Raw genomic sequence first — 16,047 nt, forward strand, 5'->3', positions numbered from 1 at the left:
AACAGGTTCGGCACATCGATACGCCCGAACCGTTCCCGTGAACACGGTCACTCTCAGTGTGGGCAGATAACATCACCATCCGTGCCCGACGCCGCAACAGCCGTACTGACAAAACCGACGGTCACCGAAGAACCGGTGACGTCGCGCGATTTCCGCACCGCCCGCCTGATCGCCGTGATCGCCGGTCTGCTCGGTGCGATCTTCGCTCTCGCCACCCCGTTCCTGCCGGTTCAGCAGACCACCGCCGAGGTGAACTGGCCGCAGAACGGGACCATCGGCAACGTCGAGGCGCCGCTGATGTCGCAGGTACCGGTCGATCTGCGGGCCTCGATCCCGTGTTCGGCGATCGCCCAGCTGCCGGAGGGCGGCATGGTCCTCAACACCGCACCACCGCAGGGAGACCGGGCCGCGCTCGAAGGCATGTTCGTGCGCGTGACCAGCGATTCCGTGGATGTGGTGGATCGCAATGCGATCGTGGCCACGGCCAAGCGATCCGAGCTCGCCGGGTGCACCGCCATCACCATCACCTCCGATATGAATCGCACCTACGCCCACTTCGAGGGCCTGACCCAGCAGATCGAACGACCCAGCGCCACCGGCGGCACCGAAACGGCGACCGTTCCGGTCGAGGGGGCGCTGCAGGGTGATCTGCGGCCCCAGGTGGTCGGCGTGTTCTCCGATCTGAAGGGCGCCGCGCCGGCCGGACTGTCGTTCCACATGACAGTCGATTCCCGGTTCTCCTCCTCGCCCACGGTGATCAAACTGGTGGCGATGATCGCCGCGGTGCTGTGCACCCTCATCGCTCTGGCCGCGCTCGGCCGCCTGGACACCAGTGACGGCCGCGGTCACCGCCGCTTCTTCCCCGCGCACTGGCTCGAGCCCACCTGGGCCGACGGCGCGGTATTGGGCACGCTGGTGCTGTGGCATTTCATCGGCGCCAACACCTCCGACGACGGCTACATCCTCACCATGGTGCGAGTGGCACCGCACGCCGGTTACCTGGCGAACTACTTCCGCTGGTACGGCGTGCCGGAAGCGCCCTTCGGCTGGTATTACGACGTCATCCAAGTCTTCGCGCAGATCTCCACGGCCAGTCCGTGGGTCCGCATCCCCGCGCTGCTGTGCGGCATGTTGTGCTGGATGGTGATCAGCCGCGAGGTGGTGCCTCGGCTGGGCCGTAGCGTACGAACCTCGAAGGTCGCGCTGTGGACCGGTGGACTGGTGTTCCTCGCCTTCTGGATGCCGTACGACAACGGCCTGCGGTCCGAACCGATCGTCGCGCTCGGTGCGCTGCTGACCTGGGTCTCGATCGAGCGGGCCATCGCGACCCGGCGTCTGCTGCCGGCCGCCACCGCGGTTCTGGTCGCCGCCTTCACCCTCGCGGCGGCGCCGACGGGTCTGATGTGTGTGGCCGCCCTGCTCGCCGGTATCCGACCGCTGGTGTGGGTCGTGGTGCGCCGCAAGCGTGATCTGCAGCGTCGCGCCGGAAGTGGCTGGCGAGCATCGGGATTCGTCTCGTCACTGCCCCTGCTGGCCCCGATCGCCGCGGCCGGATTCCTCGTTCTGACCGTGGTGTACAGCGATCAGACCTTCGCCGGAATCCAGGAGGCCAACCGGGTCCGGCGCCTGACCGGCCCGAACCTGGCCTGGTACGAGGACTACCTGCGCTACTACTACCTGTTCGTGCAGACCGTCGACGGTTCGGTATCGCGCCGCTTCGCGTTCATCGCGATGATCCTGTGCCTGATCACCACCACGCTGGTGTTGTTGCGGCGCAAGCGGATTCCCGGCATCTCCAGCGGTCCGACCTGGCGGTTGATCGGGGTGGTCTGCGGAACCATCTTCTTCATGATGTTCAACCCGACCAAGTGGACCCACCACTTCGGCGCCTACGCCGGAATCGCGGGCGCGCTGGCCGCGGTGACCGCGGTGGCGGTTTCGGCGACCGCGCTGCGGTCGCGTAAGAACCGCTCGATCTTCCTGGCCGCGTTGCTGTTCGCACTGGCGCTGTCGTTCTCCGGCACCAACGGCTACTGGTACGTCTCGAGCTATGGCGTCCCGTGGTTCGACAAGTCGGTGTCGCTGCACGGATTCCAGTCCAACACCTTGATGCTGGTGTTGTTCGGGCTCGCGCTGGCCGTGGTGGCCTGGCAGGCGCTGCGCGAGGGCTACGCCAAACCGCCGGAGAGTTCGAAGTCTGCGCGCGGCAAACGCATCCGGCGGTTCGCCGCGATTCCGCTGACGATCGTCGCCGCCGCGATGGTGCTGTTCGAGGTGCTGTCGCTGGCCAAGGGCGCGGTCACGCAGTACCCGGCCTATTCGCTGGCCCGCGGCAATGTCGACGCGATCGGCGGCAGCCGCTGCGGTATCGCCGACGACGTACTGGTCGAATCCGATTCGAACGCGGGCCGGTTGAATCCGATCATCGATCCCGCACATCCACCGAAGAACAACGACCCGCTGGCCGGTGCCGAGCCGACGGGATTCGATCCCAACGGCGTGCCGACCGATCTGAAAGCCGATGCGGTGGAGGTGAAGCCGGGTACCGGGAACACCTCCAATCAGTCGGTGGGCGCCAACTTCGCCGAGGGGCAGAACGCCGGTACCGGCGGTGGCCGGACCGAGGGGGCCGGAATCAACGGTTCCTCGGTCGCACTGCCGTTCGGCCTGGATCCGCAGACGACGCCGGTGATGGGCAGCTATCAGCAGGGTATTCAGCAGCCCGCGCATCTGACCTCGAGCTGGTACGAACTACCCGCCCGCACGGCGGATTCGCCGCTGGTGGTCATCTCCGCCGCCGGGCGCATCATGTCCTTCGATCAGACCGGTGCGATGCAGTACGGCCAGGATCTGAAGCTGGATTACGGGAAGCGGCAGCCGGATGGTTCGGTGAAGCTCGAGGGCAGCTACGTCCCGCGCGATATCGGTCCGGCGCCGTCCTGGCGGAACCTGCGCATTCCGCTGTCGGAGATCGCTCCGGACGCGGATACGGTGCGGATCTCGGCCAACCGCAATGTGCTCATCGGCGATCAGTGGCTGGCCTTCACCCCGCCGCGGGTGCCGAAGATGGTAACGCTCAACAACTTCCTGGGCTCCGAACAGCCCGTGCTCGAGGACTGGGCGGTCGGCCTGCAGTTCCCCTGCCAGAAGCCGTTCCCGCACCGGTACGGCGTGGCGACCATGCCGAACTTCCGCATCCTGCCCGACCGTCCGCTGGCGATCAGCTCGACCGACACCTGGCAGGCCGAGGAGTTCGGTGGTCCGCTCGGCTTCACGCAGATGCTGGCCGGGTCCACCACGATCCCGACCTATCTGAAGGACAACTGGGCACGTGACTGGGGCACCCTGGAGCGTTACGACCGGTACTACAAGGACGCGCAACCGGCCCGGATCGACACCGGTACGGCGAACCGGTCCGGCTTCTGGTCCCCGGGACAGTTGCGGGTGTTCTGAGTAGATCCGCACCGATGACGACGGGCGGCGCACATCATGTGCGCCGCCCGTCGTCGTCTCCGTAGCTGCCGGTGCCGACTACACGTCGACGTGTTCGATCCATTCGTAAACGGGCAGGTTGCCTTCCGGGGTCTCCTGGCGGCGGGGGGTGGATTTGAATCGCTCGTAACCCCCGGTTGTCTGGACCCGTAGTTCGATGCCGGGGGGCGTGATGGGGACGATGCGATGCGGTAGGTCGGCTGGTCCGCCCTCGAGTACAGCCTTCGGTGAGGTACCCATAGCTGAAGGCTCTCACATGGGGAGCGGGTGACCGGCTGATTCCAGGAAAGACACGCGCTACCGTGCGTTCAGCCGGGCGTAACTCACGACAACGCCCCCTCGTCCGAATGCGGATGAGGGGGCGCCGGAAGGGGGTGCCGAGACCCGCTACAGGGGCAGCAGATGGTGTTTGCGCGGATTACGCTGCAGGCGCTTGTCGCGCAGCATCGTCAACGCGCGCCGAAGCTCCAGACGGGTCGCCGAGGGCTCGATGACCGCATCGATATAGCCGCGTTCGGCCGCCGGCCACGGGGTGGCGACGGTCGCGTTGTAGAAGTCGATCATCTGCTTGCGGATGGCTTCGCGCTGATCCTCGGGGGCCGCTTCCAGCTGCCGACGGCCCACCAGGCCGACCGCGCTCTCCGCACCCATGACCGCGATACGCGCGGTCGGCCAGGCGAAGTACACGTCCGCGCCCAGAGCCTTGGAGCCCATCACCGCCCAGCCGCCGCCGTAGGCCTTCCGGACCACGACGGTGACCTTCGGCACCGAGGCCTCCACGAAGGAGAACAGGAAGCGGCCACCGCGCTTGATGACGCCGACCTTCTCTTGCTCCACACCCGGCATGAAGCCGGGGGTATCGACCACCAGCACGAGCGGCAGTTCGAAGGCATCGCACATCCGCACGAAATGCGAGGCCTTGTCGGAGGCCTTCGCATCGAGCGCACCCGCGAGGTACATGGGCTGGTTCGCGACCACGCCGACCGGCCGGCCGTCGACACGTGCGAAACCGGTGATGACGTTGCGCGCCATATCGGATCCGACCTCGTGGAACCCGCCGTCGTCGAAGATCCGCAGCAGCACCTCGTGCATATCGTAGGTGGCGTTGTCGGAATCCGGCACGATCGAGTCGAGCTCCCGGTCCGAGTCGGTGACCTCGGGCTCGAGGCCCGGGTTGACGATCGGCGGTTCCTCCTGACAGCTGGAGGGCAGGAAGCTCAGATACTCCCGCGCCCACTCGAAAGCGGCCTTCTCGTCCTTGGCGACGTGATGGATATTTCCGTAGTCGGCCTGGTTGTAGGCGCCGCCCAGCTCTTCGAGGCTGACGTCCTCACCGGTGGCGTCCCGGATGACCTGCGGACCGGTGACGAACATGTGCGCGGATTCGGTGGCGATCACGACATCGGTGCAGATCGGCTGGTACACCGCACCGGCCGCGCAGTTGCCGAGGATCAGCGACACCATCGGCACCGCACCGGACAACGCCTCCATGGCGATCGCCATCTCGCCGTACCAGCGCAGCGAGGTCACCGCCTCCTGCACGCGCGCACCGCCGGAGTCGTTGATACCGACCAGCGGGCAGCCCATCTTGGCCGCGAACCGCATGATGTAGGCGACCTTGCGGCCGAACATCTCACCGACGGAACCGCCGTACACGGTCTGATCGTGGGAGAACACCGCTACCGGGCGGCCCTCCACCAAGCCGTGGCCGGTGACCACACCATCGCTGTAGAGAGCGTTCTTGTCGCTCGGATTGCGTACCAGCGCACCGATTTCCACGAAGGTGCCCGGGTCCAGCAGCATGTTGATCCGCTCACGCGGCGACGGAATACCCTTCTTGGCCCGCTTGGCCACTCCCGCTTCACCTGCCGGCTCCTGCGCGAGTTCCAGCTTTTTCCGCAGGTCGGCAAGCCTTTCAGCGGTCGTACTCACTGCTCTCCCTTTCCGGGTGCATTGTCGGAGATCGCCGCCAGTTTCCGGGTGAGGTCGGCACCGATCTGCGCGACGCGCGGTTCGTCGATGATCTGGAGGTGGTCACCCGGGATGTGGATGACTTCCAGGCTGGGAATGTAACCATCCCATCCGCCGTTCGGTTGACGATCGGCGTAACGCGGCTCGATTTCGATGATGCCGTCGTGATAGCGGTCGGCGAGATAGAGCGTCACCTCGCCGTCGTAGTGCGACGGCCGCGCCTTCTGCAGATCACGGCTGTCCAGCCAGGACGTGCGCTGGTGTTCGATCACACCGCCCGGAATCTTCACATCGGCGAACTTGAGCAGGCTCATGATGATCTCGAGCTGTTGCTCGTCGCTCGCATCCGCGAGTTCCTGCAGCATCTCGTCGTCGAGCTGCCCTTCGATACCGTAGGTCTTCTGCGCGAACGCCTGGAACCGCTCGATCCGCGCGCGGCGGCCCTCCGGTGACGAGTCCTCGTCCTCGACCGGCAGGGCCAGGTCGATCAATCCGACCAGCCGGACGTCATCGCCTTCGGCCCGCATGATCTGGCCGACCTGCAATGCGAATACCGCACCCAGCGACCAGCCGTAGAGCACGTACGGTCCGCTCGGGAAGATCTTGCGGATCTCGGCGGCGTATTCGGTCGCGCGTTCGGGAATGGATCCCTCGATCCGCTCGAAACCGTACATCGGAGTGTCTTCCGGCAACCGCTTCAGCAGCGGCTCGTAGACCAGCGTGTTACCGCCCGAGGGATGGAAGACGAAGACCGGAACGGCGTTCGAGCCCTCGACCACCGGCCGCAACGGCCGGATGAAGCCGTCGACCTCGGTGGCCGAATCCTGGTGGTGGCGAACGATATCCGACAACTGCTCGATGGTCTCGCAATCGAGTACGTCGTCGACCTCGATGTCCGCGCCCACGCGCTCCGACAGTCGCTCCGCGAGCTTCTGCGCGGTGTCCTCGTCGAGGATCGGCAGGGTGTTGAAGATGCCGCCGGCCGACTTGCCGGTCACCATCGCCCAGGCGGCGAAGGTCAGGCGTTCGGCCGCATCGCGGGGCGGCACATCGGCTTCGGACTCCTTGGCGCCGGTGACCTGCGCCCCCGTGATCGGGGCCGCCGGAGCCGGGGTGGCCGCGTCGGCGGACGACTTCTCCGCTGCCGCGGCGGTTTCCGCCGGAGCGGCCGCTTCGGTCTCTCCCGGGGCGGACGCTTCCCGCGCGGCCACCTGCTGTTGCACCGCGGCGGCCGGATTCTCGCCGGCCTCCATCGCTGCCCGCGCCGCGGCGACGAAGGTGTCGTCCACGGTGAGCGAACCACCTTCGGCGGCTTGCTTTTCCGCCATCGCGGCAACCTCGTCGCGATGTTCGATGGCGTAGTGCAGTACCTTGCCGACCTCGTTTAGGCTGGCGTCGCGCACCGCCGAAACCTGCAGCGACGGAATGTCGAACTCGTACTCCACGCGGTTCTTGATCCGCATCGCCATCAGCGAATCCAAGCCCAGCTCCATGAGCGGGATCTCCATCGGCAGGTCCTCCACGGCGTAACCCATGGATTCCGCGGCGATGGTGGCAAGCCGCTGCTCGACGGTCTGAGTGCCGTGGGGATCCCATCGCTCGCCGAAGGATTCGGTGACCACCAGATCGGCTACGTCACCACCGGTTTCCGCCGGAGCGGGTGCGGGCTGCGCGGTGGGGACGGCACCGCCGTTCGCCGGTGCGCTCGCGGTCACCACCGCGTCGAACAGCAGCCGGAAGGCGCCGTCCTCACGGACGTGCACCTGCACCGAGGCGCCGCCGGGATGCGGAGTCAGCGTGGTGGTCAGCGTGCCCGCGGCCGGAACCGCGGCATGGGCGATGGTGGCGCCCACCGCGACATCCGACAACACCTGTGCCGCAGCGGCATTCACCAGCGCGGCCAGATCGGTGACGGCTCCGGCCTGCACCTCCCAGGCATGGCGGCCGTCCGGGAGCGCGACATGCGCACCGGGCGCCCGGCCGCTGCCGGAACCGGCAGCGATGCTGACCTTGGGCCAGTACTGCTTGCGCAGGAAGACCGTTCGCGGCACATCGGCGTACTCACCGGCGGGCAGCAGCGAGGGCAGATCCACCGGATGCCCGTGCACGTAGAGCTGAGCCAGCGCGGAGATGACACCCGCGGCCTCGTCTTCCTTACGCTTGAGCGTCGGAATGAGCGCGGCGTTGTGCACACCCGCGGCGAAGGTGGTGCCCATGACCTGCATCAGCGCCACGGAATTCGGCGCCAGCTCCAGGTAGGTGGTGATCCCGGCGTCGACCGCGCGGCGAATCGCGTTGGTGAAGTACACCGAGTGCCGCATATTGGTCACCCAGTAGTCCACATCGTGCACCGGGTCCGAACCCGCTTTGTACACGGTGGCCTTGTGCACGGTCGAGTACAGATCCGTGGTCACCTTCGTCGGCTCGATACCGGCGAGTTCGGCGGCGAGCTCACCGAGCAGCGGATCCATCTGAGACGTGTGCCCGGCACCCCGGGTCTGCAGTACGCGGGCGAATTTGCCCTCCGCCTCGGCGCGCGCCACGATCGCGTGCACCTGATCCGGCGGGCCGCCGATCACGGTATTGGTCGGCGCGGCGTAGACCGCGACCTCGAGATCGGGATAGTCGGGCAGCACCTTCTCGATATCTTCGGCGCTGTATTCGACCAGGGCCATATTGCGGACGTCGGCGTCGGTGATCATCTGCTCGCCCTCGCCCATCAGGCGGGACCGTGCGCAGATCACCCGCACCGCGTCCTCGAGCGGCAGACCGCCGGAGATGTAGGCGCCCGCCGCCTCACCCTGCGAATGCCCGACCACACCGTGCGGAGTGGCGCCATGGGCTCGCAGCAGGGCCGCCAGGCCGAGCTGAATGGTGAACACGCCGACCTGCGAGGTGCCGACGTCCCAGTCCTGCGCGTCGTCGAGGATCATCTCCTTGACCGAGTAACCGGCCTCGTCGACGACCAACTCGTCGACCTCGTCCACGGTCCGGGCGAAGATCGAATTCTCCAGGTAGAGCTGCTTACCCATCTTGCGGTGGTGCGAGCCGAAGCCGGCGAGCACCCACATCGGCCCCTCGGCGGCCGGGGAATCCGCGGTGAACACACCCGGCCCGGGCTTACCGGCGGCGATGGCACGCAGACCGGCCACAGCCTCCTCGTGCGTCTTCGCCAGCACGACACCGCGCGAACGGCCGTGGTTGCGCTTGGCCAGCGACCGCGCCACATCCTCGAGCGGAGTCGTCTGTCCCGCTTCGGATTCGAGCCAATCGGCCAGATCGGCCGCGGCCCGGCGACGACGCGAGGGCAGATAGGCCGACACCGGCAGAATCACCGGCAGCGGTTCGGTGCGCTCCTGGGTCCACTCGGGCGCCTCGGCGACGGGCGCCGTGTCGGCCAGCGGATCGATGCCCTCGACGATGGCCTCGGCGCCCGCGAGCACATCGGTGGACACGTCGTCGAGTTCTGCCGCGAGATCATCGGAGGCGGACGACATCTCCGGTGCGCCGGTCGCTTTCGGCTCGACCGCGGCGGGCACGTACTCCTGGATGACGACGTGGGCATTGGTGCCACCGAAACCGAAACCGGAGACACCGATGGTCGCGGTACCGCTGTAGCGCGGGAATTCGATCGGCTCGTCGACGATCTTCAGGTGCGCCTGATCGAAGGGAATGAAGGGACTCGGACCGGCATAGCCGATATTCGGCGGAATGACGTTGTGCTGCAACGCCATCACCACCTTGGCGAGCGCGGCCGCGCCGGCTCCCGACTCGAGGTGGCCGAAGTTGGTCTTCGCAGACCCCAGCAGGACGGGCTTGTCGTCTTCGCGGCCACGACCGACCACCCGGCCGAGCGCATCGGCTTCGATCGGGTCACCGATCGGGGTGCCGGTGCCATGGGCTTCGATGTAGTCGACGGTGGAGGGCACGATGCCCGCGTCACGATATGCCCGGCGCAGAACATCGACCTGGGCATCGGGATTCGGCGCGACGATTCCGTTGGAACGGCCATCGGAGTTGACCGCGCTGCCCTTCACCACCGCGAGGATCCGGTCGCCGTCGCGCTCGGCGTCGGACAGGCGCTTGAGCACCACCAGGCCGGCGCCCTCGCTCCGGACCATACCGTCGGCATCCGACGAGAAGGCCTTGATATGACCGTCTTTCGCGACCGCGCCGATCGAATCGAATCCGAGGGTGATCGCGGGCGCCAGCAGCATGTTCACACCGCCGGCCAGCGCCACGTCGGCGTCACCGTTACGCAGGGCACGCACCGCGTCGTGCACCGCCACCAGTGTGGAGGAGCATGCGGTGTCGACGGCGACCGAAGGGCCGCGGAAATCGTAGAAGTAGGACACCCGGTTGGCGACGATCGCGGTGGAACCACCGGTCAGCGCATACGCATCGGCCGACGCCGGCGCGTCCGGATCCGACTTCCCCAGTCCCAGGGAGGCGACCAGCTGGAAGTCGTTGGTCGAGGTGCCGATGAAGACACCCACGGATTCGCCCTTGAGCGTATTGGCGGGAATTCGCGCGTGCTCCAACGCTTCCCACGTCAGCTCCATCATCAGGCGCTGCTGCGGATCGACCCGCTCGACCTCGACCGGCGACATCGCGAAGAATTCCGCGTCGAAGCCCTTGATCACATCCTGATCGAGGTAGCCGCCGAGGGTGTTCCCCTTCTCGACCGCGGCCGCGATATCGGGATCGGCCAGGAATTCGGACCACCGTCCTTCGGGCCGCTCCCGGATTCCGTCACCCCGGTTGATCAGGAACTCCCAGGTCGACTCCGGGGTATCCCCCGCACCCGGCAACCGTGTGGACAGACCGACGATCGCGATGTCGTGGGCCGCTCCGGGCTGGTATCCGGCGGTGTAGAAGGCGTCGTCGGCCGTGTCCTCGGGCAGATCCGGCTCACCGTTGATGATCCGCTCGGCGAGGGAGGCGATGGTCGGATGCTGATACACGATGGTCGCGTTCAGCATGACGCCGGTGCGCTCTTCGATATCACCCCCCAGGGCGATCGCATCGCGAGACGCGAGGCCGAATTCCTCCATCGGCCGGTCCACGGTGATCTGCTCCACCGGTTGCCCGGTGGCCTCGGCCACCCACTGCTGCAACCACTCTCGCAGCTCGGCCACCGACATGTCGGTACCCGGCCGCTCGGCCGCGGCCTGCTGGTCGACCTCGGCGTTCGCGGCGCCGGTGGTCGCGGCGCCGGTGACGCCGCCGGTGTCTGTCGTCTGGGTGCCCTCGTTGTCAGCCATCAATTCCTCAAGCTACCTGTGTGCGAATGTTGCGCGGGCGGGGATCGACAGCCGATTCGCCGTCATGTGGACAAGTGCCGGGTTGTGGACAACCCATGGAATCTACGAACGCCCCGGCAACCTCGCCACCGTTGTCGGCATACCGCCGACCTGCTCCCCGATCAGGATATTCGGGTACCGCACAGCGGCCGACGTGCCGACCGGGGCGACGAGAAACCCCGTATGCGGCACGGCGGAAGGTCACCGGGACCACGATCTACTCTTCGTCCGGCGCATCGGGGAAGGCCTGCTGCTGGTAACCACCACGCAGCGTGCCTTCCAGATAGGCGGCGCGGCAGGCACGCCGGGCCAGCTTGCCGCTCGACGTACGCGGAATGGAACCGGCCGGAACCAGCAGCACATCGCGCACGGTGACACCGTGGCGCTGCGACAGCGCGCCACGCACCGCGTCGGCGATGGGCAGCGGGTCGGCCTTGTGCCCGCCCGGACCCCGCTCGGCGACGATCACCAACTGCTCGGAGGCATCGTCGGAGTCGTACTTCAGACCGGAGTGGCTGTCGGCGGTGAACACCTCGGCGGGCAGCTGGTTGGCCGGCACCGAGAACGCGGCGATGAAGCCCGGCCGCAGCATCTTGCTGGCCTCCTGCGCGGAGAACTCCAGATCCTGCGGGTAGTGGTTGCGCCCGTCGACGATCACGAGGTCCTTGACGCGGCCGGTGATGAACAGCTCACCGTCGACGTAGACGCCGTAGTCACCGGTGCGCAACCAGATGGCGTCGTCGGGCGTGCCCTCGGCGTGCGAACCCTCCGACAGCCGGTTGGTCAGCAGGTTCTTGAAGGTCTTGCGAGTTTCCTCGTCGCGACCCCAGTAGCCGATACCGATGTTGTTGCCGTGCAACCAGATCTCGCCGACCCGCCCCTCGGGCAGTTCCTGCGCACCCGTGGGATCGTCGATCGTCTCCGGATCCACGATCGCGGCCCACTGCGACAACGCGATGTAGCCACAGCTCACCTGCGCGATCGCATCCTGCGCACCCTGATCGACCTTCACCACGCGCCCGGCGTTGAGCTCGTTGCGGTCGACGTAGATGACCTTGGCCTCGTCCTCGGCGCGGGTCGCGGAGACGAACAGGGTCGCCTCGGCCATGCCGTAGCAGGGCTTGATCGCGGTCTTCGGCAGGCCGTAGGGCGCGAAGGCCTCGTTGAACTTCTTCATCGACGAGGTGGTCACCGGCTCACTGCCGTTGATCAGGCCGATGACATTCGACAGATCGAGCGGTTCGCCGTTCTTCGGCAGACCACGGGCGGCGGCGTGCTCGAACGCGAAGTTCGGAGCGGCCGCGAAGGTCCCGGCGCCGTCGGAGACCGCGGCCAGTTCGGAGATCCAGCGACCGGGACGGCGTACGAACGCGCTCGGCGACATGATGGTGATGTACTTGCCGCCGATCGCCGGCAGGATCACGCACAGCAGGCCCATGTCGTGGTATAGCGGCAGCCAGGTGACGCCGCGTGAATTCCAGTCCAGGTTGATGGCGTTGACCATCTGCAGCAAGTTGGTGCCCACCGCGCGGTGGGTGATCTCCACACCAGCCGGTGTCCGGGTCGAACCCGAGGTGTACTGCAGGTAGGCGATGTCGTCGACGGCCAGGTCCGGACGCACCCAGGCGTCGCCCAGGGTATCGGGCACCGCGTCGACGGCGATGATGCGCGGACGCTGAGCGGCCGGCAGCGGGCGGAAGAACTGGCGCACCCCGGCGGCCGAGGAGCCGGCCGTCAGAATCGCCGACGGCTTGCAGTCGCCCAGGACAGCGTGCAGGCGATCGGTGTGGCCCGGCTCGTCCGGATCGAACAGCGGTACCGCGATGGTGCCGGCGTAGATGGCGGCGAAGAAGGAGATCACATAGTCCAGGCCCTGCGGCGCCAGAATCGCCACCCGATCGCCGGGCTTGGTGACCTGTTGCAGACGAGCGGCCACCGCGCGCAGCCGAACGCCGAATTCCTTCCAGGTCAGATCCTGGTACTCCCCATCGCGCTCACGGGAGTAGTCGATATAGCGATACGCAAGATCGTTCGCATCGTTGCGGGTGTGCTTCTCGACGTAATCGACCAGGGTACGGCCCTCGGGAATTCTGATGTTCCCGGTTTCGTCCAGGTAGTCGTCGAAAGTCTCGTCCGTCATTCCTTCTCCTCCGAGGCACACGCAGCACGGCGCCATGGCCGCTGATACCTGTGAGGCCCCGACTCTCTTTCACCTGCGGGCGCTCTGTGGTGCGAGAGCCTGCCTGCAGCTTTTTCCGGCGGTCTGCGCGGTGACCACCTATGGGCTAGATGTACTCGAGCCAGGGACATGTTACAGAGCGGACCCCGAAGCGGTCTTCGGAGCGAACTCGAACACATTCCCGGCCGACACGCTTGGCGAATCTGCTACGACTCCTCTCGCAGCAACGGGATCACCGGCGCGAAAGCATCCATCTGTGTCGGAAACACTCCGACATAGGACATCGACGTCAATCGCCGCACGTTACGGATCTGCTCGGCGATCTCCTCGAATGTGCCTATGGCCACATACGGCGAGTTCAGGATGTCCTCGACCGACAGCTGGACGTCGACCTCGAGATCGGGGTGTAACCCCTTGTCGAGGGCCGCCAACGCCATCTCCGCGGTGCGTTCGCGATCGTCGGTGATCACGACCGCGGTGATGGTCCAGTTGAGTTCGATATCGGCGAACCGGTCCCCGGCCGCCTCCTTGATCAGTTTCACCTTCTCGATGGTCTTCTCGAGGGTGATACCCGACAGCAGGCCCTTACCGGTCTTGGTCGTGCGCGGGACGACCGAGATGATGTCGGCGTGCTTGGCGGCCAGCCGCAGCATCTTGGGGCCACCGCCTCCGGTCACCAGCGGCGGGCGCGGGCCCTGCCGGGGCCGCGGCGTGCCCTTGATGCCCCGCACCTGATAGTGCTTGCCCTCGAAATGGCATTCCTGCCCACGCAGCAGCACATCCAGAATCGTGAGCGCCTCGTCCAGCTTCTCGAGTCGTACACCCGGCGACTCGTAGGGCAGGCCGGCCGCCTCGAATTCGCTCTTGATCCAGCCGGCGCCGACACCGAGCTCCAGGCGCCCGCGGGAGAGCACGTCGATGGTCGCGGCGTCCTTGGCCAGCACCACCGGATGCCGGAAGCCGTTGGCCAGCACCGAGGTCCCGATGCGGATGCGGTCGGTGGCCACGGCCAGCGCGCCGAGCGCGGCGATCGGGCCGACCTGCGGGCCGAGATGGTCCGGGATCGCGAAGGAGTCGTAGCCGTATTCCTCGGCCTGCTGGGCGAGCTTGACGAATTTGCGCGCCCCGCCCTCCTGCTGATTCCCCTCACCGGCAGCAGCGAATCGGAACGCGCGCGCCGGGACATCCAGCGCTGTCATTTCGACACCGCTGGTCGCGCTGGCGGCGGCGGCTTCTGTCATGAACCTTTGCTCCTGGCTGTGCGGAAGTGCTGCGCCACCATCGGTGGAACGTCGAGCTCCGGACGGTGATGTGGCGCGATCATCGCTGCACTTTACAGCCTTCACCAAAATCTGAGTGACCCTCGGGTTTAGTTTTTTCCCCAGACCTCCGGCGACCACCACCGCGCGGCCGTCAGGGGTGCGGCGGGTGCGGTGCGTCGTTGATCAGACCCTCGGCCCAGCCGACCGTCCACTGGGTGGCGGTGGTGCCGTCCTGGTCCACCACGAAGGTGTTGTACAGGCTGTGCACAGGGTTGCCCACGGCATGCACCAGCGTCATCAGACTCGGCACCATATTCAGCGGATTCAGGGCCTGCTGCGGGGCATCGCAGATCAGATCCCCGGGCGCGCAGATGGTGTTGACGCGGCCGGCCAGCGTGCCGAAACCGGTGCGCGCACCCGTCATCGTGATTCCCGGAACCGACAGTCCCTTGAGCGCGACCTCGGCGCCCACACCCGGCGGCGCGTTCCCGATCTCGTCGGCCTGGCCATCGCCCAGCACGCGGCGCCCGTCGGCGATCAATGTGACGCCGAGCACCTGATCGGCGGAGATCGGTCCCTTCCCGGCACCGATCTGGGCGGCGATATCGCCACCGATCACCGCGCCCTGGGAGAACCCGGCGATCACATAGTTGGTCAGCGGGCAGTCCTTGGACATCCGCGCCAGCTCGGCGACCGCCCGCTGGGTGCCCTCCGTGCGGCTGTTGTTGTAGGACTCCTGACCGTCCGGTGGGAGCGCGATCGGATTGGAGAATTGCGCGACGTAGGGGACGGTGTAGATATCGAGCCGGGAGTCCGGGAACTGCTGCCGGATCGGATTGGTCACATGCAGCATCAACGACGCCGGATTGGCCGTCGGATTGTGCGGGTCGTCATTACTGTTCGACTCCCAGGTACCGGGAATGGCCAGTAACTGCACATCCGGGCAGGAGGCCGGTTGGCTGCTGGGCTTGGTCGGCTTCGGCGGCCCGGGCTTGGGCACGTGCAGGCGCCCCGCCAGCACGAACCACAGCACCAGCGCCACGATCACCGCCAGGACCGCGATCAGCAGGAAAACCAAACAGCCCGGCCGCCGGCGGCCGGAAGCCCGGCCGCCGTATCCGGAACGTCGTCGCGCGCTCACTTGTTGCAGTAGGTCTCGGTCGCGACGTCCACGTAGATCTGACCCGCCTGCTCAACCGGCATCTTCTGCGGGTCGAATCCCGGATCGGTGCCGGCCATCGCGTTCACGAACGTCTTGACCTCCGCATCCGAGGCGCCGTTCGCCTTGCTCTGGCAGATGTAGTTGGCGGCGGTCAGCGCGATATCCGGACTCGACGGAGTGACCCCGCGCTTCTTCAGCTCGTCCAGATAGGCCTGATCCTTCTCCGACAGCGGCGGATGGTCGGCCGAGGTGGGGGCGGGCTCGGGCCGCTCGGCGGCGCTGGTCTCGGGGGCCTGCTCAGGGGTGGATTCGGCCGCCGACGGCTCGGCGCTGGGCGCCTTGCTCTGCGCGACCGCGGTCGTGGTGGACGTCTTCAAACTCGGCGTGCTCGACGCCGTGGAGTCGTTGCCACCGCAGGCAGCGAGCAATCCGGAGGCCGCCAAGGCGACCACGATGCCGGCAACCTTGCCACCGGCGATGTACCGTTCTCCGACCGGGCGGGTCCGAAGCATGAATCGTGTCCTCGATCTAGTTCGCTGAGGGCTAGAACTTCTTCACAAGGCCTAGCAGGTCGCGCTCCAGGTTAACGGCAACCTATGAAGAGGTGTGCCCCACGGATGGAACCTCTCACAAACGCCTCACCGGACGCTTACCGGGCCGCCGAACCCGTCGCGGCGA

General features: G+C 66.8%; 8 protein-coding genes. 1 reads left to right on the forward strand and 7 read right to left on the reverse strand.

Features of this window, described 5'->3' with window-relative positions; genetic code table 11:
• Positions 1-81 precede the first annotated feature (81 nt).
• Entirely contained in the window at positions 82-3,453 is a 3,372-nt protein-coding gene (locus tag LKD76_RS00210) for an arabinosyltransferase domain-containing protein (protein ID WP_372465672.1), read from the forward strand.
• A 78-nt stretch (positions 3,454-3,531) separates the two neighbouring features.
• Here LKD76_RS00210 and LKD76_RS00215 read toward each other — a convergent pair whose 3' ends face one another.
• The 7 genes from LKD76_RS00215 to LKD76_RS00245 form a co-directional block, all read right to left on the reverse strand.
• Positions 3,532-3,732, reverse strand: a complete 201-nt coding sequence (locus LKD76_RS00215) for a DUF5988 family protein (protein ID WP_227978884.1) — start codon at positions 3,730-3,732, stop codon at positions 3,532-3,534.
• Positions 3,733-3,879: 147 nt separating this feature from the next.
• Entirely contained in the window at positions 3,880-5,424 is a 1,545-nt protein-coding gene (locus tag LKD76_RS00220; RefSeq protein WP_227978885.1) for an acyl-CoA carboxylase subunit beta, read from the reverse strand.
• Positions 5,421-10,727, reverse strand: a complete 5,307-nt coding sequence (gene pks13, locus LKD76_RS00225) for a polyketide synthase Pks13 (protein ID WP_305082758.1) — start codon at positions 10,725-10,727, stop codon at positions 5,421-5,423. Before pks13 ends, LKD76_RS00220 begins: the two co-directional genes overlap by 4 nt.
• Before the next feature lie 256 nt (positions 10,728-10,983).
• Complete coding sequence (gene fadD32, locus LKD76_RS00230) at positions 10,984-12,906, reverse strand: long-chain-fatty-acid--AMP ligase FadD32 (protein WP_227978886.1); 1,923 nt, start codon at positions 12,904-12,906, stop codon at positions 10,984-10,986.
• A 245-nt stretch (positions 12,907-13,151) separates the two neighbouring features.
• The gene (locus LKD76_RS00235) at positions 13,152-14,144 is read right to left on the reverse strand and encodes an LLM class F420-dependent oxidoreductase (RefSeq protein ID WP_227985024.1); all 993 of its coding nucleotides are present in this window, start codon (positions 14,142-14,144) and stop codon (positions 13,152-13,154) included.
• A gap of 214 nt (positions 14,145-14,358) precedes the next feature.
• Complete coding sequence (locus LKD76_RS00240; RefSeq protein WP_227978887.1) at positions 14,359-15,348, reverse strand: cutinase family protein; 990 nt, start codon at positions 15,346-15,348, stop codon at positions 14,359-14,361.
• The gene (locus LKD76_RS00245) at positions 15,345-15,881 is read right to left on the reverse strand and encodes a DUF732 domain-containing protein (RefSeq protein ID WP_227978888.1); all 537 of its coding nucleotides are present in this window, start codon (positions 15,879-15,881) and stop codon (positions 15,345-15,347) included. Before LKD76_RS00245 ends, LKD76_RS00240 begins: the two co-directional genes overlap by 4 nt.
• Between the last annotated feature and the right edge of the window lie 166 nt (positions 15,882-16,047).

It is taken from the genome of Nocardia spumae, from assembly GCF_020733635.1.
Lineage (GTDB): Bacteria > Actinomycetota > Actinomycetes > Mycobacteriales > Mycobacteriaceae > Nocardia > Nocardia spumae.

Excerpts from the sequence above, each read along its gene's own strand:
- LKD76_RS00215 (WP_227978884.1), bottom strand. The coding sequence starts at position 3,732 with ATGGGTACCTCACCGAAGGCTGTACTCGAGGGCGGACCAGCCGACCTA.
- pks13 (WP_305082758.1), bottom strand. The coding sequence starts at position 10,727 with ATGGCTGACAACGAGGGCACCCAGACGACAGACACCGGCGGCGTCACC.
- fadD32 (WP_227978886.1), bottom strand. The coding sequence starts at position 12,906 with ATGACGGACGAGACTTTCGACGACTACCTGGACGAAACCGGGAACATC.
- LKD76_RS00235 (WP_227985024.1), bottom strand. The coding sequence starts at position 14,144 with ATGACAGCGCTGGATGTCCCGGCGCGCGCGTTCCGATTCGCTGCTGCC.
- LKD76_RS00245 (WP_227978888.1), bottom strand. The coding sequence starts at position 15,881 with ATGCTTCGGACCCGCCCGGTCGGAGAACGGTACATCGCCGGTGGCAAG.